This window comes from Chroococcidiopsis thermalis PCC 7203 (assembly GCF_000317125.1).
Taxonomy (GTDB): domain Bacteria; phylum Cyanobacteriota; class Cyanobacteriia; order Cyanobacteriales; family Chroococcidiopsidaceae; genus Chroococcidiopsis; species Chroococcidiopsis thermalis.
The window spans coordinates 5744615-5769339 of record NC_019695.1 but is presented as its reverse complement, the minus strand read 5'-3'; the positions used below and the strand labels follow the sequence as shown (position 1 = coordinate 5769339).

Here is a 24725-nt window from a genome sequence, read left to right as displayed (position 1 = left end):
CGTGAGTGAAATACGAGGCATTTGGATTACCAATACCGATAGTACAGTTCTCGACTCTCAAGCTAATATTGCCGAGGCGATGAATTTCTTGGCAGCGACAGGATTTAATGTGGTGTTTCCCGTTGTGTGGAGTAAAGGAGCTACAGTTTATCCCAGTCAAGTGATGCGATCGCAGTTTGGCTTGGCGATCGATCCGCGCTACACTGGACGCGATCCGTTAGCCGAACTGGTGACTGAAGCAAGACGAGTCGAACTGAAAGTTATTCCCTGGTTTGAATATGGCTTTGCTAGTTCCTACAATCAAAACGGAGGACAGTTATTAGCAAAAAAACCAGAATGGGCAGCCCGCGATTGTAACGGTAATCTACTGAAAAAGAATGGCTTCGAGTGGATGAATGCCCTCGACTCCCAAGTACAAGATTTTTTGCTGAGTTTAATTTTAGAAGTTGTCAATAATTACGATATAGATGGCATTCAAGGCGACGATCGCATTCCTGCTATGCCGTGTGAAGGCGGCTACGACGCGGGAACTGTAGCCCGCTATCGCCAAAAATTTCGCCGTCAACCGCCCTCAAACCCCCAGGATCGGCGTTGGCTGCAATGGCGGGCAGATATTTTAACTAACTTTCTCGCCCGTCTGAATCGAGAAGTCAAAGCCGTTAATCCCAATTTACTCATATCAATGGCTCCTAGTATCTACGATTGGGGTTATAAAGAATATCTGCAAGATTCTCAAACTTGGCTGCAACGAGGATTAGTCGATCTACTCCATCCCCAAGCTTATCGGCGCGATTTCAACAGCTACAAACAGATTATCGATCGCCTTGTCACAGAACAAACCCCACAACAGAGATCGCGAGTCGCTCCAGGTGTTTTACTCAATATTAGTTCGTACCGCATGTCTCCTCAATATTTATCGCAGGCGATCGCCCATAATCGCTATTGCGGTATCAATGGAGAAGTCTTTTTCTTTTACGAAGGCTTGCGATCGGATAATCATGCTTTAGCTAAAGTTTTACGTAACGGTGCTTATGCGAAATCTGCTGCCTTTCCCTCTGTTGCCAACCTTGCCCAGCCCCAGCCTGAGAACGCTGATTCTTCGGTAGCTAGAGGAATTCAGAATTTATTCAAATTGTGGCAAAATCGCTTTTAAGGACAAATTCTCTGTAGGGACACACAGCTGTGCGTCCCTACTAACAACCGCGATTTCACCCAACACAAAACGGTAATAAATAGGGATTAATGGAATATCAATTACAGGTAAAACATAACATTAATACGCTCAAACACGATTTACCAACTCTGTTTGAACGGGATATTTCCTACGATATCTATACACAAAATATTTACTTTCAAGACCCAGTTAATAAATTTAAATATAAATTCAATTATCGAATCATCTTTTGGACGTTACGATTTCACGCCAAATTATTTTTCACAGAAATCTACTTCGACGTACACGACGTACATCAGAAAGACGAACAGACGATTCTAGCAACTTGGACTGTTCGAGGAGTCTTGCGCGTACCTTGGAAAGCTAAAGTATTTTTTAACGGCTATTCCAACTACAAATTAAATGACAATGGTTTAATTTACGAACATATCGACACCTGGGATCGATCGCCAAAAGAAATATTACAGCAATTCTTTCGCAAAAGGTAGTCCGCGTACTCGAAGGCTAACGCCTACATCTGCGTTCAATTTAAACATTACTGCCATGACAATACAAGCTTTGTCCAATTTTTATCAATAACAGTTTCCTTTGCTTTTGGCATGTACTCAATTTCTTGAGAATAAGCTTTAATCTTCAAATCCTTCAGGGAAGCATGACCAAAATTTATTAAATTGTATAAACTTAATAACAAATTGAGAGGTAAAGGTTCGAGCAAAGGATAAATATTATTAACTTGAATTAGTACTTCTTTAAAATCTAAAGCCTTACTATTTGTCTCCTTTTCTTGTGACTCAGCAAAAGCACCCCGTAGTTTCATAAAACCACAATTTGCAGCAGAATCACTTTCCCAATAACTATTTACTCTATCGAAAGCAACAGTTAGTTCTACATTTTTTAGAATGGTTAGAGGCAATACCAACCGTCCATTAGGCTTTAATTGCTGTTGCCAAGCAGGTAAAATATCCCCAGCGCCAACTGTGAGAATAATCCGATCGTATGGTGCAGCAGCAGGATAACCAAAACCGCCATCAGCACAAATAACTTGCACGCGATCGCAACCAGCAGTCAATAAATGCTGACAGGCATTTTCTACAACGTCAGGATCGATATCAAGGGTAACAACTTGACCTCGATCTCCAACTAAGTAATCCATTAGAGCAGCATTATAACCTGTTCCCGCACCAATTTCTAATACACGATCGCCCTCTTGCACGCTCAGTTGTTCTAACATGATTGCCACAATTGATGGCTGGGAAGCAGAACTAATTGGTTTGCCGTTCAAGTATTTGGTAATAATCGCTTCATCTGTGTAGGCTGTTTCTATTGAAACGCCGGGAAGAAATAAGTGACGCGGTACGCTACGAAAAGCAGCTTCTATGCGAGGAGTACGAATGAAGCCTTGTTGTTTGAGGCGATCGACTAGTGCGTAGTGTCGTGCAGATACATCACTCATCACTCAATCCTGACTGCTGCAACGCTTGTGCCAATAATTCCTGTAATTCTAGCGTTGCAGCCCAATAATTTAAATAGTCAAGATCGAGGCGATCGCTTTGAACTTTTAGCACACCTAATACATCTCGCCACTGTCGATCTGAAACTCGATTTCCGATTTGATACCAAATCAACTTTTGTAAAATGATGTCTTCAGGAGTTGGCAACCAAGCCAATCGTTCGGGGTTTTGAGCGATCGCTAGTTGCTGTTTCCGCTGCATCTCCGATTGAGCTAAAGGCTGATTTGAAAGAATAAAAATATCAACTTTTTGTAAAGTTTCAAGATGGATAACATTAAAAGACGATTTACGTTCGACTGCTTCTCTTACCATCATTTCATCGACAAAAAATTCTCCAGTTAGCATCTCAACCAATGGCTGTATCTGAGAATTTTGGATATCGGCAACAATATCTACATCCAGAGTAGCACGCGGTTCGCCCCAAATTGAACTTGCTACAGAACCGCCAATTAGATAAGGAATAGCTAGTGTATCTAAAATTTCTGCCATTCTCAAAGCTAGTTGAATTGATTCTGCATCCACTAATTTATCCTCATTTCTATCTCCGCAAAATCGAACTGCTATATCTTTTCCTAACCATCTAATCGCTAGTTGAAATTTAATTTGACTAGTAGTAGCATTGGGATATTGATGGCGAATCCCAGCGATCGCCATTTGTCGAATTCCTTTCGTTGCTTCGTCGATCAAATGTGCTTTTTTCCAAACAGGCATGTGACGAAAAGCTTGCATCAGGAAGCGATCGACGTTTGGATGCGTATCACTAGCTTGAGGCTGATAGCTTGACATACATTACTGTAAAGAAAGTTATGTCTAGTTTAACTACATAGCCACTGGATGAGATGTTAAAATAACTGCTAGTTAAGCTTCATACATGCGATCGCCTCATCGCGGCTAGTCAATACCCCAAAGACATTGCTGTTGATGTGTGGATAATCTCGGCATCAAGGTAAGTAAATCTTTTTGCGGTAGAGAAGACTTGCAGTAATAGGGATATTTTGGTTCTCTCGAACTGTAATCGTAAAATAGAGCAAATCGATCGCTATTCTCCGGCACTTTGCCTCGGTGGAAAATACTGCCAGTATCTACTAAAATTACTGTACCAGCCGCACCAGTGCATGAGATCCATTCAGATTGAGGAATAATTGGTTCTACAGTCTTATCTTGTAGATAGCCGTGTTTGTATCCCAACGAATTAGATAAAAGCGCAGTCAAAGGTTTGGAAATGTATTGAAAAGGACCGTTACCTTCGCTGACATCATGTAAGTAAATGATGATTTTAAAGACACAGCGATCTTCTGTATCTATGTGCCAAAGTCTTGATTTAATTTTGACATCATTTGCTAAATCTTTCCGAAAGTATACACCATGATACGAGATCGGTAGACCAATGTAATTCTCGGTAATATCCAGCAATCTATCTTCTAATCCCCAGAGAAAAAGCTCTGGATGTTCTATAATTTGTGCGTTGCTGGCGTGAAGGGCAAATTCTTGTTTGTTGCTGGGTAAAACGTTTCGTAAGGTTGGCAGTATTTTTTTTACAGATGCCAGAACTGAAGGTGTAGAAGAAATATTTAATGCTTCTAAGGAAGTTATAAAAATTCCTTCTTGTTTGAGTGTCTTAACAATCTGAGAGTCGTTGGGAGTAAGTACGGGTAACTTATGAGTATGCTGCTCAACTGCCTCTTTATAAGCAAGTTCTGAGGGAATTGTAAATACTGGAGTATCAAAAATCTTTCTTAAGATTTTATTACGTACTTGATGTATTCTTTTTGTTATGAGCATCTCAGTTACTTATACGCTTACTCTTGATTTAAAAGTGTTTGTTTAACAGAGCTAATCGATCATTTCTATACTATGTATAAATTCTAACATACACTCGAACTACCTCTTTGGATAGAGATTTGAGATAAAGTGTGTGTAAATCTAAGTTGAAGAAACGATGAAGTGTTTGACGATCGCCGCTCTAGAATCGAGTGGAGAATGCATGGGAGAGCGATCGATGCTTACTTTTGCTGTACTCGCTGTGAACGAAACTTTGTGTGAATGGAAGTCATGCGCGCTTGCTAGAGGTGGATTTAGTTAAAATACTGTTTGTCATAAGCAAATTCCGCGAAATATAGCTCAATTTCACGTAGATGTAATATATTGTTACGAATGACTTGTGGATATTGGCAATACATCGCGTCATCCACTGCACCGTTAAGCTCTGCGATCGCCAATTTTACGATTCGTTAGCAGGAGAGACTGTTTGAACAATGCTTTCTCTCTGCGGTGGTTTAACTAACCAACGCTGGCTAATAGCCACGAACAACACGGTTAACCCCTGAATCGCAAAAACAATCGTTACGGGAACACCTGCGCTGCGTTGCATGACATTTGCACCGCTACGGAGGGCGCTAAAAAATAGAGAAGTGAGAACAACTCCGAGAACGCTACCGCGACTCAAAAAAGCGATCGCGATCGCATCAAAGCCGTAACCGGGCGAAACTTGCTCGAACAAACGAAATTTCAACCCCATCACCTCCGATGCACCAGCCAACCCCGCCAAACCACCCGCCAGCGCCATGACAAGCACGATCGTACGTTGTACCGATATACCACCATAACGGGCTGCAATTGGGTTCATTCCCACGGCGGCGGTACGATAACCAAAAGGCGATCGCTGCAACAGTACCCATAACACCCCAGCCGCTACGAGTCCGACTAAAATTCCTGCATGGGCTAAACTGCCTGGTAGAATAATCGGCAATTGGGCAGAACGAGCAATGATGGGAGAATAAGGGCTAGGTGCATTGGGAGCCATTAACGGTCCCTGAACGAGGTAACTGACTAAGTTGAAAGCAATATAATTGAGCAACAGCGTAGTAATGACTTCATTGACTCCCCGCACTGCTTTCAGATAACCAGGAATTAAACCCCAAATTCCCCCAAACAGAAAACCCGCTAGTAGTGCTAAAGGGACATGAATTAATGCAGGTATACCTTTGATAGATAATCCTGCGATCGCACTTCCTAGCGCACCCATATAAATCTGTCCTTCGCCGCCAATATTAAATTGTCCAGCTCGTAAAGCTACTAGAACCCCTAGACTGGTTAGTAGTAGGGGAGCCATTTTTGTGAGCGTATTACCAAAACCGAAATAAGTAGAGAGGGATTCTTGAAATAGGGCTGTATAAGCCGCGATCGGATTTGCCCCTGCAACTAACATCAATCCCGCACCTACAAGTAACGCTGAAGCGATCGCGACTACTGGAGGTAGCAAAGATGGGAAAACTGCCAATATTTGCTGAAAAATCTTCTGCAATTTTAAAATTAATCTTTATTTTAAGTTCGTGGGCTGCGTTAACAAGGTCACTTATCCTACATCTTACTAACTCGAAGCACTGGTGTAAAACCGTAAAGCAAACCGCCAAAATACAGTAGCGATCGCAAATAAAAATAGCGCCAATACTCCCGCACCAATTACCCAGCCTAACTGAACTCTTCCCAACATTGTCTCGGCTGGAACTGTGGTGAGAAAAGCGACGGGAACGACAAAGGTAAAGAAGAAACGATAAGCAATTGGATAAGCTACCATTGGATATCGTCCTGCTTCTAATAATCCTCGTAATACCTCGGTGACGTTATAAATTTTGACAAACCAAATACTTGTCGCCCCTAGCATAAACCACAAGCTATAGAGGCTGATAAAACCAAAGATTAATGGAATTGCACTCAGTAAGTAGTCACCAATTGTTAAACCGAGTAGACTCCCAGCGTAACCGATGATGATGCTACCGAAAAGAATATCGGGAACTCCCCAAGGGGAAAGGGTGTGGGTAGAAAGCCAAAATTGGCTATTAATTGGTTTTAACAGCACGAAATCCAACGTTCCCTGTTGGACATAGGTGACAATTTTGTTGAGATTAGGCGAGAGAAACGTACTGGAAAAGCCTTGAAGTACAGTAAAAACACCCAGTACGATTAAGGCTTCTTGCCAACGCCAGCCTTCAAAAGTATAGCCAGTGCCATTATAGAATAGGGAAAGCCCGAATAAACTGCCTGCAAGATTGCCAAGGCTGGTGAGGGTTGCTAAAACAAAATTAGCGCGGTATTCTAACTCAGCCGCGATCGCGGCACTCCACAACAGCTTAATTACGTCTAGATATCGATTCACGTTAAGGCTGTCTATCGATCGTCATTCCTAATTCTAAACGAGATATTCCTCCCTATCTGCGATCGGTTAATCCATGCCCGCCCAGATCGACTAAATCTGGTAGGCTAAATGTTTTTGTTGCGTGTTGAGAACTATTTTCCAATAAATCGACGTGACGAGTTTCCATCAAATCGATATGACGTGTTGGCATATGTTGTTTCGATCTGCGCGAAGAACGGCTACCTCTAATCTCAAAATACTGTAGAGTCTTGGCAGCTTCAGCATCCGCCGGACGCGAGAAGAAATAACCCTGTCCGTAATCGCATCTTAAGGCTTGCAATTGATACATTTGCTTTTTCGTTTCTACCCCTTCAGCAACCACATTGATGCCCAAGTTCCACGCCATAGAGACGATAGTACGGATCATCTCAATTTTTTCTGGATCGCAATCAATATCGTTAACGAAAGAACGATCGATCTTCAGCGTATCTATGGGTAGGCGATGGAGATAGCTGAGGGAAGAATAACCCGTGCCAAAATCATCGATCGCCAATTGGATTCCCAAGGTCTTCAACTGCTGCAAAATAGTAACCGCAGCATCAACATTATCCATCAGTACGCTTTCAGTAATTTCTAACTTCAAGCTACTGGGAGAAAGTCCAGTTTTGTGCAGAATTTGTTTAACTTCCCGCGCCAGATCGGGTTGCGTCAATTGCTTGCCAGAAAGATTGACATTCACTGTTAATCGAGAGTCAACTACAGAATGCTGTTGCCAAGTGCGTAACTGCTGACACACTTGTTCGAGTATCCACCAACCAATCGGGACGATCGATCCAGTTTCTTCGGCTACAGGAATGAATTCTGCGGGTGATACCCAGCCTCGTTGGGGATGCTGCCAACGAATTAATGCTTCAAATCCAGCAACTCGACCGCTGTTGAGCGAGACAATTGGCTGGTATACTACCATGAACTCTTTGTGTTCTAGCGCCCGCCGCAGGTCAATTTCGAGCTGCATTCTGGCGATCGCCCGATCGTGAATGGCAGGTTCAAAGACTTCCGATCGCGCTTTACCCATAGCTTTAGCACGATACATGGTCATATCGGCATCTCGCAGCACGTCTTCCGAATGTTCGTACCCGCTATGACTTAAAGCAATCCCAATACTAGCGGTGCAAAAAACTTCATTGCCTTTGAGGTTGAAGGGGGTTGACAATTCTCGATGAATTCGATCTGCAATTTGCCGAACTCGAAGAGCGTCGCAATTTTCCAACAGGATCGTAAACTCATCTCCTCCTAACCTAGAGAGAGTGCTATTGGATGGTAAGCACGCTTTTAAGCGAGTTGCGATCTCCAACAGGAGGCGATCGCCCATAGCATGACCTAAACTATCGTTGACCACTTTAAAGCGATCGAGATCTAAAAATAGGAGGGCAAATTGAGATTTCGGGTCTTGTTTTGTTTGGTGAATGGCTTTTTCTAATTGCTCCATGAACCAGAGACGATTTGGTAGACCTGTTAACCCATCGTGGAAAGCATCGTGCAGTAATTTCGCCTCAGCTGCCTTTTGTTGAGTAATATCAGTTTGAGAACCTGCCATGCGGTAAGGTTTGCCTTCAGAGTCGCGCACGGCTAGCCCCCGACAAAGCATCCAACCGTAGCTACCATCCTGACGCAATAACCGATATTCAGTTTCAAAATGGTTGGTTAACCCCGCTAAATGGGCGCTTAATTTTCCTTGGAACTGAGCTTTATCTTCAGCATGTATGCGATCGAACCATTCTGCTAAAGTATTACCTACTTCTTTCTCCTCATAACCCAACATCGATTTCCAACGAGGAGAATAATAAATCTGATTGCTTCTGATATTCCAGTCCCACAAACCATCGTGAGCGCTCTGCGCGATTAAAGCATAACGTTCGCGGCTCTCTTGCAGTGCTTTTTGTGCTTGGTGGAGTTCGTTGATTTTTGTTTGTAATTCGCGATTCGATCGCGCCAATTGCTTGTAAAGTTGAGTTTGGTGTAAAAGTCGGCGGACTCGCTGCCGTAAAACAGCCCAGTGAATCGGTTTTGTCACAAAGTCGCTTGCACCAGCGCGGAAGGCGCGATCGACTGATTCTTGGTCTTCTAGAGCCGTGATAATTAAGATAGGTGCGTGTTTGGAGCGAGAAAGAGCTTGTAGCTGACCGCAGCAAGTAAAGCCATCCATCACGGGCATGAGTGCATCGAGCAAGACCAAATCTGGATGAACTTGAGTATACGCCTCTAACGCTTGCTGTCCGTTTACCGCTTCTACTACCCTGTAGCCATCCTTCTCCATTGCTTGACGCAGTAAAATCCTCATGGTTCTATCGTCGTCCACCACGAGAATTAAGGGTGTAGTTGAAGAGACGGGGTTAGAGTTCATAGTGACGAACACCCATAAGAAGTAGGAAAGATTAGTAAAGTTGCAGTAGAAGAGCAAGACTTTTTGCACTGCCAACTGTCTGGTGTTACCAGTACTGGTATTGCCAGTACTGGTATTGCCAGTATTGTTATTGGCACTCGCGTTGAGAGAATCAATCGTAATAGATGCAGCACTTGAACTCTGAATAGCAAACTATGAGTCACATATTCTACCGAGCCGCAAAGTCTGCTGGATCTCGTAGCTTCACTATGGACTACTATTGTCAGCTTTCACATCGAGTAAATCACGCAATTTTGTCCCACTCTCATAAATTTTTGATAAAGAAAATTTTAGGGAAATCAGAATATTCTCCCTGCTCTCTGCTCTTGCGCTCGTGCGCTCCCTCTTCACTGATAACTGATAACTGATTCCGGGAATACTAAATGCGAACGTAGCGTGAAGCATTTGTCGGATTGGAAATTAAGATATGGCTTCTAGTCGAATAGCAATTGGCAAGATAGCACGGCGAACATTATTAAAAATAACACTGAGAGTAACTCTTGTGATTATTGCTGCTAGTGCGATCGGTTATCTTCATGTTTTATCGAATTTAGAATCTCATGTGCGAGAAGACCTCAAACAATATGTAATTGAACGAGGTCGGCAAGAGAGCGATTTTTTGGCTCTCGCAGCAGCAACTCAGGACGAGCGACGCTTAACCTCAACCGATCGTGACATTCTGCTCGACGATCTAGTTAAGAGAACGACAAACGAGTGGTTGCCAGGATCGTACAGCATGATTTTTCACTCCGACGGTCGCCTAATTGCTCATCCAAATTTGATGTCACAAATTCAAACTAGTCAGGGTAAATTTTATCTCGATCGCGCGGACGATTTGCATTTGCAAACTATTTTTAAATTAGTTAAGCATAGTCAACCTGGAGAAATAGTCATAGATAACGTCAAGAATAACGAGTATCTTGCTGTTGCTAGTATTCCCACTCTTAATTGGTATTTCGTAGTTGTCCTTCCCAAGTCATTCTTGTTCCAGCAAGCATGGTCTAACGCTAAATTTATCCCGATCTTAGGGCTATTATCGCTATTAACAGAAGTTGCCTTAATATTTGTCACTTTACGCCAGCAAATTGCTAAACCTTTAAGGAGATTGCTGACAGCCACAGAGCTGATTGCGGCGGGAAACTTAGATGTCCAACTAGATGCCGACAGAAAAGATGAATTGGGGTATCTGGCGACATCATTTAACAAGATGGCAAATGCGATCGCGCATCGGGATACCCAGTTAGCAGAGCAAAATACGAAGCTAGAACGAGAAGTAGCCGCGAGAACGGCAGCTTTACAGGCAGCCTTAGAGCAAGCAGAAGCCGCTAGTATGCAACTTGTAGAATCAAAAACAGCATTGGAAGTGTTGCAGTTGGAAACGCAGATGGCTCGTAACACAGCTGAGGCTGCCAATCAAGCTAAAAGTGCGTTTCTCGCCAACATGAGCCATGAAATCCGTACTCCCATGAATGGAGTGATTGGCATGACAGGTTTGCTGCTCAATACATCCCTAACTCCTCAGCAGCAAGATTTTGTAGATACGATCCGCAGAAGCGGCGATGCTTTACTGACAATCATCAACGACATTCTAGACTTTTCCAAAATTGAATCAGACAAGTTGGATTTAGAAGAACAACCCTTCGATTTGCGAGTTTGTATTGAAAATTCTCTCGATGTGCTAGCTCCTCAAGCTGCGGACAAGAATCTGGAGCTGGCTTACCTGCTCGATCCACAAACACCAGCTACGATTATGGGAGACGTGACGCGGCTATGTCAAATTCTAGTCAACCTGCTGAGCAATGCAGTTAAGTTTACGGAGCATGGAGAAGTTGTAGTTTCAGTCACGACTAAAGAGATAAATAGTAGCGAGTACCTAGAGGGGAGAAAAAAAGAGCAACTACCGCAGACTGCCGATTATCTCATGCCGACATTCTATGAAATTCAATTTGCCGTTAAAGACACCGGGATTGGAATTCCTAGCGATCGCATGGATCGGTTATTTAAGTCCTTCAGTCAAGTCGATACTTCCACCACTCGTCAATATGGCGGGACGGGGTTGGGTTTAGCAATTTCTCAGCGTTTAAGTGTGATGATGGGCGGGAGAATGTGGGTAGAGAGCCAAGTCGGTGTTGGTTCTACCTTCTACTTTACGATCGCGGTAGCAGCACCCAATATCGTGCAGCATGAAAGTTCCTGTATTTTGCCGCAATTGCACGGTAAGCGTTTGTTAATTGTGGACGATAGTGCTACCAATCGTAAAATTCTGATGCTGCAAGCTCAATCTTGGGGAATGCTTCCCCGTGCAGCTACTTCTGGTGCAGAGGCATTGGAATGGTTGCAACGTGGCGATCCTTTCGATCTAGCAGTGTTAGATATGCAAATGCCGCAGATGGATGGTTTGAGCCTAGCTACAACTATCCACCAACACTCTAACTATCGCAAGCTACCTTTAGTCATCTTGACTTCTATGGGTAAGCCAGAAGTCGCCAGTCAAAGTACAGCAGTCAAGTTATCTGCCTGTCTGACAAAGCCTGTCAAACAATCTCAGCTATATAACGTACTGTTGCAAATTTTGAGCGAACAATCGCAGCCATCCCAAGTTGCGCCATTTTTGCCTAAATCCTCAACTCTTAGCGCTCAAATAGCGCAAACTCATCCTTTAAATATTTTATTAGCTGAAGATAATACGGTAAATCAGAAGGTAGCGTTGTTAATGTTGCAGCAAATGGGATATCGGGCAGATGTTGCTAACAATGGACTGGAAGTTCTAGCCGCGCTGCAACGTCAGCCTTACGATGTCGTGTTGATGGACGTACAGATGCCAGAAATGGATGGATTGGAGGCAGCAAGACAAATTTGCCAGCGGTGGTTCCCTCCGCATAAACCGCGAATTGTCGCCATGACTGCAAATGCCATGCAAGGCGATCGCGAAGCCTGTCTCTATGCTGGTATGGACGATTACCTAACTAAACCCGTGAAGATCGAGCATTTGGCTCAGGCTTTGAGTCAGTGCCATCCCGTAGGTGTTGGCAGCAGGGAGCAGGGAGCAGGGAGTAGGGAGCAGGGGGACAAGGGGGACAAGGGGGACAAGGGGGACAAGGGGGACAAGGGGGACAAGGGAGAAATTAGTCACGCACCACGACGCGGCTTTATTGCGGAGGAACCGGACGCTCCCGCCCGCTTCACCACCTACCACGCACCACCTTTACCCTCTCCTGCAATCGATCCTAAAGCTTTGCAAGCATTAGAGGAGATGGCGGGGGAAGGTGGAGCAGCAACGATCGCAGTGGTAGTTGATGCTTATTTAGAAGATGCACCGAAATTAATTCAAACAATGCAAATCGCGATCGCATCTGTAAATGCTACAGAATTACAACGAGCAGCCCATACTCTCAAATCTAGTAGCGCTACTTTGGGGGCAATGTATTTCAGTCAGCTATCAAAGCAATTAGAAATCATTGGACGTAATGGCACAATTGAATTCCCAAAGAGTAGAGAAATTGTCTCTGAGCTTGAGGCTGAGTACATAAAAGTTAAAGCAGAACTAAAGAAATACTTAAATACTACTGAGTTATCAAATAACTCGTAGTACTGATTACAAAATATTTTCAGCTTGTTGACCCGTTAAACTTCGTCTGATATTGTGACGTTGGAATAAAGTAAGAGTAAAGTCAATGTTAGTGGCTGCCAATCGAAATAACTTTCTCTCATTTGATTGAGTGTTGTCTGGGCAGTTCGTTTGCGTCAATTGTAGGTCAAGTGTTCTTCAGTAAGAAGAACATATTTTGGCAATCAACCCATAAATCGAAGTTGACCTCAACATATAATTCACGGCAAATTGTATAGAAGGAGAATCACAACTTAATCAATTTAACGATCCAGGTTCGAGACAAGAAACAGCAGACAACCATATCCTCAAATAAGGAGAGTGAGCCATGTTTCAAGTCGGCGATCGCGTTATTCATCACGCTAGCGGACAATCTGGTAATGTCATCGGTTACGGACACCAGATTATTGATGGAGTTTATCAGCCAACCTTAATAGTCAGAGTCGTGAGAGATAGGGAATTAGGACAAACAGGTGTCGTTGAAGACTTATCAGCTAACTGGATACCGAGTGAAGAGGAAATACACTCGCAAGTTGCTTGAATCAACTTAAATAAAACAATGAGAGCGCACGATTTGGCGCTCTTATTTTTTGCGATCGAGTAGAGTCCGAGGCGCTATGCTGTACCCTATTCACCAATATCCTCATTCCAAAGAGAAGGATTTTTTTCAATAAAATCTCCCATCATTCGCTTGCACTCATACATATTTAAATCGATAACTTCTACGCCATGTGCCTCCATAAAGTCTTTGGCTCCAGCAAAATTGGCAGATTCAGCTGCAATCACCTTTTTAATCCCAAACTGCACTACAGCACCAGCACAGAGATAACAAGGCATCAATGTGGAATAAAGAGTCGTACCTTTATAGTTACCGATTCTACCTGCGTTACGGAGACAATCGATTTCTGCATGGGTGACAGGATCGCCGTCTTGAACTCGCTTATTGTGTCCCTGACCGACAATTTTGTCATCTTTGACTAGTACCGAACCGATGGGAATACCTCCTTCTGCTAACCCTTGTTGTGCTTGAGCGATCGCGGCTGCCATAAATTCATCCATGAATAATTCTCCTATTTATGTCTAAACAACTCGTACTTATGGATTGTGACGGTGGTGTAGATGATTATCTAGCAACTATGCTACTGATGACGATGGAACGAGTTGAATGTCTGGGTGTTGTTGTCACTCCAGCTGATTGTTACGCCCACGCCGCCGTCAGTGCTACCCGTAAAATTCTCGATTTCATGGGATGCGATCGCGTTCCGGTTGCAGCTAGTACCGTGCGCGGGATTAATCCTTTCCCCCGTCTCTATCGTCGCGATTCCCTCATTGTCGATTGCCTACCCATTCTCAACCAGCAAGATACCATTTGCACGTCTTTGGTTGAGCAAACAGGTCAGGAGTTTACCATCCATACGTTGCTGAATGCGCCAGAACCCGTAACCTTGATGGTAACTGGTCCCTTGACCACTATTGCAGTTGCTTTAGATACGGCTCCAGAAATCGAAGCTAAGATTCAACGCCTGGTTTGGATGGGTGGAGCGCTGAATGTTCCTGGTAATGTAGAAAAAAGCATCGAACCAGGACAGGATGGTTCGGCGGAATGGAATGCTTACTGGGATGCAATGGCTGTCGATCGCGTTTGGCAGACACAGATTCCGATTGTGATGTGTCCTCTGGATTTAACAAATAATGTTCCAGTCACAGCCGCGATCGTGCGGCAAATGGGCAAACAGCGTCATTATCCCCTTTCAGACTTGGTAGGACAGTGTTATGCCTTGGTCATTCCTCAAGATTATTATTTTTGGGATGTGTTAGCCACAGCATATCTAGCTCATCCAGAGTTTTATCAACTGCGAGAATGGGAAACCACAATTATCACTACAGGTGCAAGCCAAGGTCGCACCAAAATTCAACCTGGCGGGCGCAAAGTTCAAGTCATGGAGCGAGTCGATCGCGAGATATTTTATGAGTACATATTACAGCAGTGGCAAAGATGAGGGACAGTTATCAGTGACTAGTGACTAGGGGCTGGTGGCTAGAATCGTTTCTAACCACTAGTCACCAGCCACCAGCCACTCATCAATAACCGTTGCTTTCTTAAAAATATGTAGATTTTTATTAACAATTGCTGCGTTTATCTACTCCTAATGGACTAAGCAATAATACTTGAGTGGTTTAGGGTAAATAAATGTTAAGAAATAAATAGTAATCTTGCATAAAATTCCCAAAAAATTTCATAATTAATCCTAATTAGATCCAAATTTGAGTGACCTGCAAGAAGTATCTAGGGATATTTAGCCTAGTGAAGCAATTTCAACTGCAAGGGAAAAAGTATAAAAAGAAACAAGTGCTGTCAGATAGCAGGGGGCAGCGCGATCGATCTCGTGTTGCGATCGCAGCCTAGTTGAGTTTTTCATAAGTTGCCGTCAATCTCATCGTCAGAAGCCAGGAGTATTGCAAATGTTTGGTTCGATCAAAAAAATACTGAGTGGGATAGTGTCTTTCTTTTTAGGTTTTTTCAGTAGCAAAAAATCCTTAGAAGGTAAACCCGATAAACCTCGCAAGCGTAATGGTTATTTTCTTGAATTAGAAGAAACAGAAGTCCCTAAAGAACTAAAAGCTGCTGCTAAATCAATTGCTTCAGCAACCAACGAAGTTAAAGCTAAAGCGTCAGAACTCGTCACTGCTGCAACAACCAAAGAATCTGAGTCTAACGCTAAAGCAGAGCCAGCTAAAGCAGAGCCAGCTAAGGCAGAGAAGGTAAAAACAGCTGATGCAGCTACACCAGCCAAAGCAGAAACGGTAAAAGCTGAGGTTCCTACTAAGAAACAACCCCCTAAAGTAGAAGTAGAATTGGTGCAAACTGCTGAGGGAGTCAAAGCTCAGGCTGTTAAGCCAACCAAACCAGTGAAAGCTGTTGCTGATAGCAATGGTAAGGCTGCTTCTACATTTGCGCCCAACTACCTGATGCCGTCTGCTTCTAACAGCCGTCGTCGCCCAGGAGCAAATATGAATTCTTTCTTGGATATGGCACGCCAGGTTAAGACTCCTGGTTAGATTGAAGTAGAAAATGTAGGGTGTGGCGATCGCCTCTCTACATTAATTTTTCCTTCCTTTTAAGAAAAACTAATCCACTGTAGAGATGGAATGCTGCATCCCAGTTGGAGGGATCGCGGCGGAACAGATGGATGTGAGATGGAATTGGAGCGAGCAAATCGCTCCAATCCAAAGCTGTATTGGCAAAAATGGTAAAATCTGACCAGGATTCAGCGCGTTCGAGTTTTTGGTCGAGAAAATTCTGTAAATGATTCCAGTTAATTCTGACGGTTGTTTGATTGTGCGTTTGCTGCTCGGAAAAAGAAATGCCGTTGTGGAACATATAATCGCGATCGCATAGTCGCACGATATAACCGCGATCGCTTAAGTGTAAATCGCAGAATTGCGCGTAGTCTTGAGTCTGAGTTTTGCGTTGTAGCTTGCCACGTACATTTATGTCTACAACTTGCTCGAAAAGGGGTAATAACCCCATCACTTTATGAGTCACTTCCGACCATTGAAAGCTCAGAAAACTCAGCTCATCTACTTCATTTTGACAAACAACACTGGCTGCTGGAGCGACTTCAAAATATCGCGCTTGAAAAACTTGGATTTGTTCGATTTCTGCCAAAGTTGCCCAAAAACAAGGAATGTCAGCAGCTAAAAGTTGTTGACCGAAAAATTGTAATTCGCCAATTGCACCTGTACGATACAGCCGCCAACCGCGACTTGGTAGCTGAAGTCGAGCTGTATAAGGGTCAATCTGCATGATTTGGGATAATCTGCGGGCAGCTTCAGACTTGCGATCGCTAGCAATCGGTTCTAATACCAACACGCCTTTTTGCATGTTATCTGGATCGGCAGTCGCTTGGGCGATCGCCTGCTGGCGTTGTGCCTTGAGCAGTGATTCGATGCGGGTTATACCTTGACGCGCTTGCGCCATAATCCTAGCGTGAACGTGAACCGAACTCAGTAACAGTTGCCGATAAATCTCTGCTGCTGTATCTAATTTGCCAGATATTTCATCTAATCTACCCGAGTAGAATTGTACCCAAGGGTCTGTGGGAGAACTATGTCGCAGCTGCTGTAATAACTGGGCTGCGGTGTCATAATCTTGGCGTTCAAAAGCAGCAGCAATGAGATCGAGCATCAATAGGACAAGAGAGCAACTGTATTTATGTTGCCCAAAATGTCAGTTGTCAGCTATCAGTTATCAGTGACTAGTGACTAGTGGAACCAGAATTCTCCCCCTTGTCTCCCTTGTCCCCCTTCGCCCCCTAATCCCCACTCCCTTCGGTCGTGGGGAAGAGCGAGTTCCCCCTTGTCCCCCTTGTCCCCCTTGTCCCCTTTATCCCCCTCAGCTCTCTTCCAGCATTGGTTATCCCTAGTTAAGGCAACAACGATAATGCTAAACTTATTTTCAGCACTATTTATGGTATGTAGTCACCGAACAAACGAACTTTAGGGAAGACTACAATTGAATTGATGATTTTGAGGAAAGAGATAGAATGACCCAAGTGCTTCTCGGAGAAAATGAAGGAATTGATTCGGCATTACGGCGGTTCAAGCGCCAAGTATCAAAAGCAGGAATTTTGGCAGATGTAAAATATCATCGTCATTTTGAAACACCCCAAGAGAAACGCAAACGCAAAGCTGTCGCAGCTCGACGCAAGCGACGGATGAGATAGATAGATCGGAAATTTAAATTTAATATATTCTCAATTGGTGACGCTGCTTAACTGAATTGAAGGAAGTAAGTCATCGTATCAGATAAAAAGTGAGATAAGGATACAAAATAGGCGATCGCTAGTTACCTACAGCCTGTTTTGTATCCTTCGCGTCTAATAAGATATTGCGGTTGTTGTAGCGGTTCATTGCTTGCGCTACTCCTTGTTTCAAGCTTAGTTCTACAGCTTCTAACGCCATTTGCAAAACTTCAGCTACTAATGGGGTTTGATCTGAGGAAAAGCGTCCCAGCACGTAAGATATAGTCGATGCGTCTTCCTTGGTATTGTTGCCTTGAGGTCTACCGATACCGATTCGTAGGCGGGGAAAGTTTTGCGTTCCTAAGTGAGCGATCGCACTTTTCATTCCATTGTGTCCGCCAGCCGAACCGGATAAGCGCAGACGAATTTTTCCCAAGGGGAGATCCATATCGTCGTAAATTGCCAGTACCGATTCTGGTGGTAGCTTATACCAATCCGTGACGGCGCGAATTGCCTGACCGGAATTATTCATATATGTTAAGGGTTTGAGTAAGCGGATTTTACCTGCATTACTCCTACCTTCACCAAATATGCCCTGAAATTTGCGATTGTCTGCCAGTGGAATTTGCCAAGCACGAGCGATCGCATCAACAGCAGCAAAACCAATATTGTGGCGGGTTTGGTCGTATTTAGGCTCTGGGTTTCCCAGACCAACAATGAGTTGCGGCACAATGAGAACTTGATTGGAAGTTGAATTAGACGCGATCGCTTCTGTCATTACACCTATCGATCTAGCTTTTATTTGTCTAGCTTTGCTGCGTTGAAGAAGTTGTCGTATTGGTAGAAACGGTTTCTTCTGTTGCTGCTGGCGGAATTTGCTTTGGTTCTAGTTCGGCAGTTGTCTGCATTGCCTGTTCTATCTGTTCCGCTTCGCGCTTAAACTCTGACTGGAACTCGCTAGAGGCATCTTGGAAACTGCGAATAGCCTTCCCCAAGCTCCGACCAATCTCTGGCAGCTTTTTGGGTCCAAAGATCAGCAATGCAACTACAAAAATTAAAGCCATTTCTGGCAGTCCAATACCGAAGACATTCATAAACAACCCTCCTGCAATGTCTGTTCCCCCAGTCTTAGTATAGGCTGCGAACAGTAACTATTGAGTAGCGATTGGTTGTCAGTGTAGAGACGTTACATGTAAAGTCTCTACAAAGTTGTCACGTCTGTACTTTAATTCCTTATATCTCAAAAAAAAACCCAGATCGATTCTGGGTGGAATGCAAGTTATAAGTATTGTTAATAACTCTCAGTTTTCTAACGATTAACCACCTAAACCAGTCCAATTAGGGGCAATATCAGGTCTTTCAATCAGCAATGATTGGTTATAGATTTGCAGGATGATCAAGAGAAAGACGAAAAATAATAGTATGAAAATCGCCATTACGGGAGTCGTCCCCCAACCAGGGGCAACCTTACCATACTCTGAATTCAAGGGTCTGAGGATTTCTCCCAACCAAGTCCGTTGTGCCATGACTCACCTATGATGAATTGCGAAAGCATTTTTTAACGTTCTGTAATATTGTATAGGAAGAGTACTCATAATCTATCGCTATGATGGAACCCGCAACAGTTCTTAGCATTTCCTTGGCTGCCGTATTGATTGCCATTACTGGCTGGACAGTGTATACCTCCTTCGGTCCTCCAGCAAAAGAGTTAAGAGATCCGTTTGAAGAACACGAAGATTAAAGATAGTTATACTTTTGTATTATTGGTGGGCAGCAGGCAGTCTCTATATTCTCCAGAAGCCCACCGCAATCGCCAGCGATCGCAGTTGCTCCGTTTCATCTAACCTTGAGCTTTAAGGTGACGATCTTCCACGGTGAAATAGTCTTGGCTGTTCGGTCGGCTCGATTAGTAGCTATAGATCTTTCTAAAAGATCGAGATCGTCGGCTACGTTTAAATTTAAGGTGTTCTGTAGGTCTAATTGAGCTGGATCGCCGTGGCATTCATAGCACCGCAAAATCAACTCTTGCGGCTCGTCTTCTGAAGGCTTGAACGCCATCAAAATTAAGTTATCGGCTGATATTGTTAAAAAGCTGGTCTTATCTGGGATCTTTCCTGATGTAGCTGTCGCAGCAGGCAATAGTAAAACTTGCAACGGTATATTCAGTTCGTAACCACGCCTAACTGTCTGTGCTTGTTGCCACGTACCAGCATGGGGATAAAGTGCATAGGTAAATTCATGTAAGCCCATGTCTGCTTCGGGATCGGGCCATACAGGACTACGCAGTAATGTTAAACGCAGTCGATCCGGTTGGCAATCGTAGCCATATTTACAATCATTTAGCAAGCTGACACCGCGATCGCTCATACTTATGTCAGCCCAACGTAAAGCCGGTACTTCCCATTTTGCCTTGTCTGCTGGAGTTTGGGGTTGCGTCGGTCTGGCGATCGCACCGCAGGGAATTTCATAAGTAGCATAGTCTGCTGATACATTCAGGGGAAAAGCAGCTTTTACCATTACATGACGTTCTTGCCAGTCAACGCTAGTTTTAATTTTGAGGACGGGAGAACCTATTTCTAAAATGTAATCTTGGCTAAAAACTGACTGACCGATTTTTCGAGCTACACTGACGCAACTTTGTAGGAAATCGCGATCGCCATGTCGGTTAATACTTATGAGTTCAGCAGATGGTAAGGGGTGTTGAGCGTAATTAGGATCGATGTTCCATGCATCCCAATATTGTCCGCTATCTTGGAAAGCTTGCAGTTGATTGCCTGCACCATTGAGGACTTCCCATCGATTGATTTTGTCAAAAACGCTTGATAAATCTCCCGTATGAGAATCTACAGTAACGCGCAAATACTCATTTTCAATAACATATTCGGTAGAACTTGCTACCTGAGAACTCAATGCAATGAAATTGGGATGGGGACATAACCAATAAACGCGATAACCAACGGAGGGAATATCTTTGGCGAGAAAAGAAATAAGTCCGGTAGATGATTGTCGATCGCCCGTAAATTCAGTAACGTTAATGTAAGATTGGACGCTTTCTCCCGTTGAAGTACAGATTTGCCAGTTAGTATCTTGTAGATTTGGAACTGTAAGTTCGACAACTTGCGATCGCACCCAATTGAGGGAGTTAAAAACGACAATTGGCTGTGCTTCAGGATGGGGAGATGGAGGGAGATCGATTTGAGCGGCGATCGCTTGCAAAGATTGGTTTAAAATAGCTGTTGCCGTTTGCTCTGCTTCTCGCCAGTCTTGGTTAGCATCAACATAAACTTCAGGAATAGCAGAACCAGGTAAAATATCGTGAAATTGATTAAATAAGACTTTTTTCCAAGCCTCTTCAATTTCTGTTTTGGGATAGGCTGTCTCAGCAGTCAGCATTGCCAGAGTTGCGAATAATTCTGCTTGATATAACAAGTCTTCGCAACGACGATTGAATCGTTTTTGATCGGCATGAGACGTATAACAGCCGCGATGAAATTCTAAATAAAGCTCATCGTTCCATATGGGCAAATGTAGAGACGTTACATGTAACGTCTCTACATGCGGAATTCCCCGCAAATACTTCTCAGCGGTGGTAAATTCTAAATCGGGAAAAAAGGGCGATTGTTGCCAGCGTCGCGCGACTTCAAGCATATCGCGGGTGGGACCACCACCATGATCGCCGACCCCAGGTAGCCAGAGAAATTGTGGTAATTGAGTTTTGGCTTCCCAGTCGCAAGCATAAGCTGCCATTTTGACCGGATCGATGCCTTCACCGATGGGCGCAGACATGAGGCTCAGTATATCCGTACCGTCAGGCGATCGCCACCAGAAAATTTCATGGGGAAATTGCGTCGTGTCATTCCAGCGTAATTTCTGGGTGACGAAATATTCCATTCCTCCTAAACTCAGAAATTGCGGTAGAGTCGCGCAGAAGCCGAAACTATCTGGCAACCAAGCAACAGAAGAAATTTGACCAAATTTTGCTTGCACGTATCTTTGTCCGTACAAGAGCTGCCTGACAATTGATTCTCCACTGACGGTGTTGAGTTCTGGCTCTACCCATAAACCGCCGACAATTTCCCAACGTCCAGTTTTGACTTGTTGCTGAATTGCGGTAAATAAATCGGGACGGTATTGTTCGATCCAGGCGTAAAGAGCGGGAGTAGAATGGCAAAAAGTGAGTTCGGGAAAAGCTTGTTGCAGGTTAAGAACGGAAGTAAAGGTACGCTGAGCCGCTTCCCAAGTTTCGCTGACAGCCCACAACCATGCTAAATCTAAGTGAGCGTGTCCGAGGAGAAAGATTTTAGATTTTGGGTTACACCTTTGATGCGGTTCCAGCGCAACGTAGATTTTGGATTGGAGATTTTGGCGTAAAGCATGGAGCGATCGCCCAAACTTGTCTTTATCTGATAAACTCGACCAATCGATTTGAGCGACAGCAGTAGCAAGCGTGGATAATTGTGCTGGCTCAAAGGTTTCTAAATGCTTCTGGAGAATGGTTAATTCATCTGCCACAAAACTTGGCTCTGGATCTGCTGGATCGTTTGATTCATATAAGCATAGCGATCGTACCAAGGCTCCATCGTCGTGATTTGGACTTACCAGCCGTAAACTCACAGAAAATTCTTCCCCAGGACTCACGCCAGAACTGAGGAGTATTCTTGTCGAGCAATCGAATAAATCTCCCTCTTGTACCAATTCATCGTTGACATAAATTTGAGCTAATTCCGCCCACCAAGTCAAAGCCAGTCGCAGCGATAAGCCAGCCAGAGGATAGCCCTGTAATTGTGCTGGAACTACTAACTTTTGCTGCAACCACAAGACTTTTTTCCCTTTTTCCCAGGCAATATGTCCTCTGTTATTGAGGGAGCAAAGGGTTGGTAGGGGCGCACAGTTGTGCGCCCCTACAGACTTCTCCGATTTTGGCTCCAGCCACCCCAACCAATTCATTTGCAGATCGACTTGAGTACAGTGGCGTAACTGGGCGATCGCTTGTGCAATTACCTCTAAATTGGAGTGTGGTGCAAAAGATGTCATAGATCTAGCCCAGTTATGAGGACGCGAAAATATCAAAACACTAAATTATAAAGATAAAAGCACGGTTGAGAAGTGATAAGAATCGATCTATTTTAAGATTTCAGTTAGCAACAAACGTTATAAAAGGATCTGTTTCTCGATAAGATCGGTGCATATCTGCCGACATGAATGTTAGCCGCCTCAAGGATAAAATACTCATTCATTTTTTAGATCGTTCGTTTCATAATTTATAATTCCTCGTCCGCACTTAGTCTATGACTCCTGCTTCCTCCGCTCGCTATCAAAGCAGACTGTTTCGATTCGTCCACAAGCAATCGCGCCGCTTTACCCAGCAGTGCGATCGCGCTTGGCGCAATCTCCAATCTACTGCCAGTTGGGTTGCAGCTGTAGGAATGTATCCCATATTTCTACTGTTACAGTCCAGGCGATCGACGGCAAATCAAGTACATCAAGCAGTTGAAGCCACCCTGCGTCAGTTACCATCTGATGACGCAGTGATTCAAGAGGAATCGCCAACGGTTGATACTCCGATTCGGCAAGTTTTGCTGTATGTGACGGGAGCAGGGAGAAGAGAGCTGGGGGAGCTGAGGGAACTGAGGGAGCTGAGGGAGAAAAAACAACACTCACCTGTTTTCACGCAGTGTAGCGCCAGCGTCTACTGTCAACTGTCAACCAACAACTACCAATTACCAATTACCAATTACCAATTACCAATTACCAATTACCCCATCCAAGGTATTGCTTCACAGCTAGATAGCCGAAATTTGGTATTAGTGACAGCACAAAATCAAACTCTGGATGTTATCGATCCTCAGCAGCAAGTAGCGTTACAAGACCAAATAATGACTGCCATAGCTCAGTACTGGCAATACCGTCAAAAAATTGGGCATCAATCTCAACTCCCGAACGCCAGTTCGCACAACGGGGGGAACCCCCGCAAGCGACTGGCTCCTCCCGACTCCAGTACGGGCGCACAGCTGTGCGCCCCTACAACTCCCCCGTGGCTGACTTCTCTAGACCATACTGTGGCTAAGGTAGAATCTCATCATCTCGTCCGAGTTAAGTCAGCTGCGATCGCCTTCTATCAAGGTATTTTCTCTCAAAGTCACGATATTGCTGGTTCAGAACGCTCTACAGCCGCCGTGCGAACTGAGGCAAGCAGCAAAACTCACGCGACAGGAATTCTATCTCTGATTTGGGCGGCGATCGATTACTTTTTTGGGACGGACGATCGCGCTACTACACCTTCCATCACAACTAGTACGACTCCCAAGGGAGTTTCCCCGCTCACAGGTAGATCGATCCCCGTAAATCCTAAATTTCCCGCTCGTCGCCCAACTGCCAAACTTCCTGCTAGTGAAGGTTCAGCCGAGGAAGATCTAGAAGATCCCTGGCTGACGGCTAGCGATCTCTTCGGATCGATTACGCCAGAAACGACAGGCGATCGCACCATGCCTAATTTTGCTCTCCCCGCTAATCCTAGTATTGACTCTACTTTCCCTCAAGAACGTGGAAGGTTGCGTCAATTTCTCTCCAAAATTAGAGCGCCTAAAGGTATAGCTAAACCACAAATTCGGGCAAGCGCTCCCCCCAACCCCCCTTATGAAGGGAGGCAGGCGAACGATCCCCCCAACCCCCCTTATAAAGGGGGGCAGCAGTCTACTCCTGAAATTTCAAGGCTGCAAAATCGTGCTAGCAAGAGAATCTCACCTCTCTTAAGAAGAGGAGTTGGGGAGAGCGGCTCTCGCGAGAAAATCTCGCCCCCCTTCTCAAGGGGGGTTGGGGGGATCGAAACCAGAGCAAAAAGTTCTGAAATTCGTAAAGCTAGCAAAGGCAAACAATCGCTGCATAAAGCTGAGCCGAGCAATATTTCTACATCAGAGACTCAAAATTCATCCGTGCAGTCAACACCAGACTGGATTGAAACCCCTGCAACCTTAATGGGTTATGTTAAACATCCACTAGAGCAAATCTTGGCATGGCTCGATCGCGCCATGTTGTGGTTTGAAGAAGTCTTTCTGAAATTTTGGCAGTGGATACACAAGCTGTGGCGTAAGTTCTAAAAACTCAGCTTGA

23 protein-coding genes are annotated in these 24725 nt (G+C 44.3%); 10 read left to right on the top strand and 13 right to left on the bottom strand.

Annotated elements, in window-relative coordinates:
* The first annotated feature begins 1 nt into the window (after position 1).
* A complete protein-coding gene (locus CHRO_RS25170; RefSeq protein ID WP_015157052.1) occupies positions 2-1153 on the top strand; it encodes a glycoside hydrolase family 10-like protein in 1152 nt (383 codons plus the stop codon).
* An 89-nt stretch (positions 1154-1242) separates the two neighbouring features.
* Positions 1243-1662 carry a C6orf136 family protein gene (locus tag CHRO_RS25165; protein WP_015157051.1) on the top strand — a complete coding sequence of 140 codons (420 nt, stop codon included), beginning with the start codon at positions 1243-1245 and terminating at the stop codon, positions 1660-1662.
* 47 nt (positions 1663-1709) lie between these two features.
* On the opposite strand, the gene CHRO_RS25160 is transcribed toward CHRO_RS25165, so the two are convergent.
* From CHRO_RS25160 to CHRO_RS25135, 6 genes are all read right to left on the bottom strand, one after another.
* A complete protein-coding gene (locus CHRO_RS25160) occupies positions 1710-2627 on the bottom strand; it encodes a methyltransferase domain-containing protein (protein WP_015157050.1) in 918 nt (305 codons plus the stop codon).
* The gene (locus CHRO_RS25155) at positions 2620-3471 is read right to left on the bottom strand and encodes a hypothetical protein (RefSeq protein WP_015157049.1); all 852 of its coding nucleotides are present in this window, start codon (positions 3469-3471) and stop codon (positions 2620-2622) included. The genes CHRO_RS25160 and CHRO_RS25155 overlap by 8 nt, the downstream gene beginning before the upstream one ends.
* 105 nt (positions 3472-3576) lie before the next feature.
* Positions 3577-4467: a phytanoyl-CoA dioxygenase family protein gene (locus CHRO_RS25150; RefSeq protein ID WP_015157048.1), complete on the bottom strand. Its 891-nt coding sequence runs from the start codon at positions 4465-4467 to the stop codon at positions 3577-3579.
* 439 nt (positions 4468-4906) lie between these two features.
* Complete coding sequence (locus CHRO_RS25145; RefSeq protein WP_015157047.1) at positions 4907-5989, bottom strand: ABC transporter permease; 1083 nt, start codon at positions 5987-5989, stop codon at positions 4907-4909.
* Between the two features lie 66 nt (positions 5990-6055).
* The gene (locus tag CHRO_RS25140) at positions 6056-6841 is read right to left on the bottom strand and encodes an ABC transporter permease (RefSeq protein ID WP_015157046.1); all 786 of its coding nucleotides are present in this window, start codon (positions 6839-6841) and stop codon (positions 6056-6058) included.
* Positions 6842-6893: 52 nt separating this feature from the next.
* Positions 6894-9224 carry an EAL domain-containing response regulator gene (locus tag CHRO_RS25135; RefSeq protein ID WP_015157045.1) on the bottom strand — a complete coding sequence of 777 codons (2331 nt, stop codon included), beginning with the start codon at positions 9222-9224 and terminating at the stop codon, positions 6894-6896.
* A gap of 466 nt (positions 9225-9690) precedes the next feature.
* Here CHRO_RS25135 and CHRO_RS25130 point away from each other — a divergent pair, with 466 nt between their 5' ends.
* Both CHRO_RS25130 and CHRO_RS25125 read left to right on the top strand, forming a co-directional pair.
* A complete protein-coding gene (locus CHRO_RS25130) occupies positions 9691-12852 on the top strand; it encodes a response regulator (protein ID WP_015157044.1) in 3162 nt (1053 codons plus the stop codon).
* Positions 12853-13198: 346 nt separating this feature from the next.
* The gene (locus tag CHRO_RS25125; protein WP_015157043.1) at positions 13199-13411 is read left to right on the top strand and encodes a hypothetical protein; all 213 of its coding nucleotides are present in this window, start codon (positions 13199-13201) and stop codon (positions 13409-13411) included.
* An 86-nt stretch (positions 13412-13497) separates the two neighbouring features.
* Here CHRO_RS25125 and CHRO_RS25120 read toward each other — a convergent pair whose 3' ends face one another.
* The gene (locus CHRO_RS25120; protein ID WP_015157042.1) at positions 13498-13929 is read right to left on the bottom strand and encodes a nucleoside deaminase; all 432 of its coding nucleotides are present in this window, start codon (positions 13927-13929) and stop codon (positions 13498-13500) included.
* 17 nt (positions 13930-13946) lie between these two features.
* On the opposite strand from CHRO_RS25120, the gene CHRO_RS25115 reads away from it, so the two are divergent.
* Positions 13947-14870, top strand: coding sequence for a nucleoside hydrolase (locus CHRO_RS25115; protein WP_015157041.1), 924 nt, complete (start codon positions 13947-13949; stop codon positions 14868-14870).
* A gap of 297 nt (positions 14871-15167) precedes the next feature.
* Here the strand turns inward: CHRO_RS25115 and CHRO_RS34600 are convergent, their stop codons facing one another.
* A complete protein-coding gene (locus tag CHRO_RS34600; RefSeq protein WP_281168607.1) occupies positions 15168-15290 on the bottom strand; it encodes a hypothetical protein in 123 nt (40 codons plus the stop codon).
* Positions 15291-15333: 43 nt separating this feature from the next.
* On the opposite strand from CHRO_RS34600, the gene CHRO_RS25110 reads away from it, so the two are divergent.
* The gene (locus CHRO_RS25110; RefSeq protein WP_015157040.1) at positions 15334-15930 is read left to right on the top strand and encodes a hypothetical protein; all 597 of its coding nucleotides are present in this window, start codon (positions 15334-15336) and stop codon (positions 15928-15930) included.
* Between the two features lie 37 nt (positions 15931-15967).
* Here the strand turns inward: CHRO_RS25110 and CHRO_RS25105 are convergent, their stop codons facing one another.
* Positions 15968-17059, bottom strand: coding sequence for a tetratricopeptide repeat protein (locus CHRO_RS25105; protein WP_015157039.1), 1092 nt, complete (start codon positions 17057-17059; stop codon positions 15968-15970).
* A gap of 358 nt (positions 17060-17417) precedes the next feature.
* Between CHRO_RS25105 and rpsU the strand changes: the two genes are divergently transcribed.
* The gene (gene rpsU / locus CHRO_RS25100; RefSeq protein ID WP_015157038.1) at positions 17418-17597 is read left to right on the top strand and encodes a 30S ribosomal protein S21; all 180 of its coding nucleotides are present in this window, start codon (positions 17418-17420) and stop codon (positions 17595-17597) included.
* Between the two features lie 118 nt (positions 17598-17715).
* Here the strand turns inward: rpsU and pth are convergent, their stop codons facing one another.
* From pth to psbH, 3 genes are all read right to left on the bottom strand, one after another.
* Positions 17716-18393, bottom strand: a complete 678-nt coding sequence (pth, locus tag CHRO_RS25095) for an aminoacyl-tRNA hydrolase (RefSeq protein WP_015157037.1) — start codon at positions 18391-18393, stop codon at positions 17716-17718.
* 28 nt (positions 18394-18421) lie between these two features.
* A complete protein-coding gene (locus tag CHRO_RS25090) occupies positions 18422-18709 on the bottom strand; it encodes a TatA/E family twin arginine-targeting protein translocase (RefSeq protein WP_015157036.1) in 288 nt (95 codons plus the stop codon).
* Positions 18710-18931: 222 nt separating this feature from the next.
* Positions 18932-19141, bottom strand: coding sequence for a photosystem II reaction center phosphoprotein PsbH (psbH, locus tag CHRO_RS25085; RefSeq protein ID WP_015157035.1), 210 nt, complete (start codon positions 19139-19141; stop codon positions 18932-18934).
* 83 nt (positions 19142-19224) lie between these two features.
* Here psbH and psbN point away from each other — a divergent pair, with 83 nt between their 5' ends.
* Both psbN and CHRO_RS34595 read left to right on the top strand, forming a co-directional pair.
* The gene (gene psbN / locus CHRO_RS25080; protein ID WP_041462633.1) at positions 19225-19356 is read left to right on the top strand and encodes a photosystem II reaction center protein PsbN; all 132 of its coding nucleotides are present in this window, start codon (positions 19225-19227) and stop codon (positions 19354-19356) included.
* A complete protein-coding gene (locus CHRO_RS34595; RefSeq protein ID WP_281168664.1) occupies positions 19337-19459 on the top strand; it encodes a hypothetical protein in 123 nt (40 codons plus the stop codon). Before psbN ends, CHRO_RS34595 begins: the two co-directional genes overlap by 20 nt.
* Here the strand turns inward: CHRO_RS34595 and CHRO_RS25075 are convergent.
* Positions 19452-22649: an alpha-mannosidase gene (locus CHRO_RS25075; RefSeq protein ID WP_015157033.1), complete on the bottom strand. Its 3198-nt coding sequence runs from the start codon at positions 22647-22649 to the stop codon at positions 19452-19454. The two genes, CHRO_RS34595 and CHRO_RS25075, sit on opposite strands and share 8 nt — an antisense overlap.
* A gap of 254 nt (positions 22650-22903) precedes the next feature.
* Between CHRO_RS25075 and CHRO_RS25070 the strand changes: the two genes are divergently transcribed.
* A complete protein-coding gene (locus CHRO_RS25070) occupies positions 22904-24712 on the top strand; it encodes a hypothetical protein (protein WP_015157032.1) in 1809 nt (602 codons plus the stop codon).
* Positions 24713-24725: the final 13 nt, after the last annotated feature.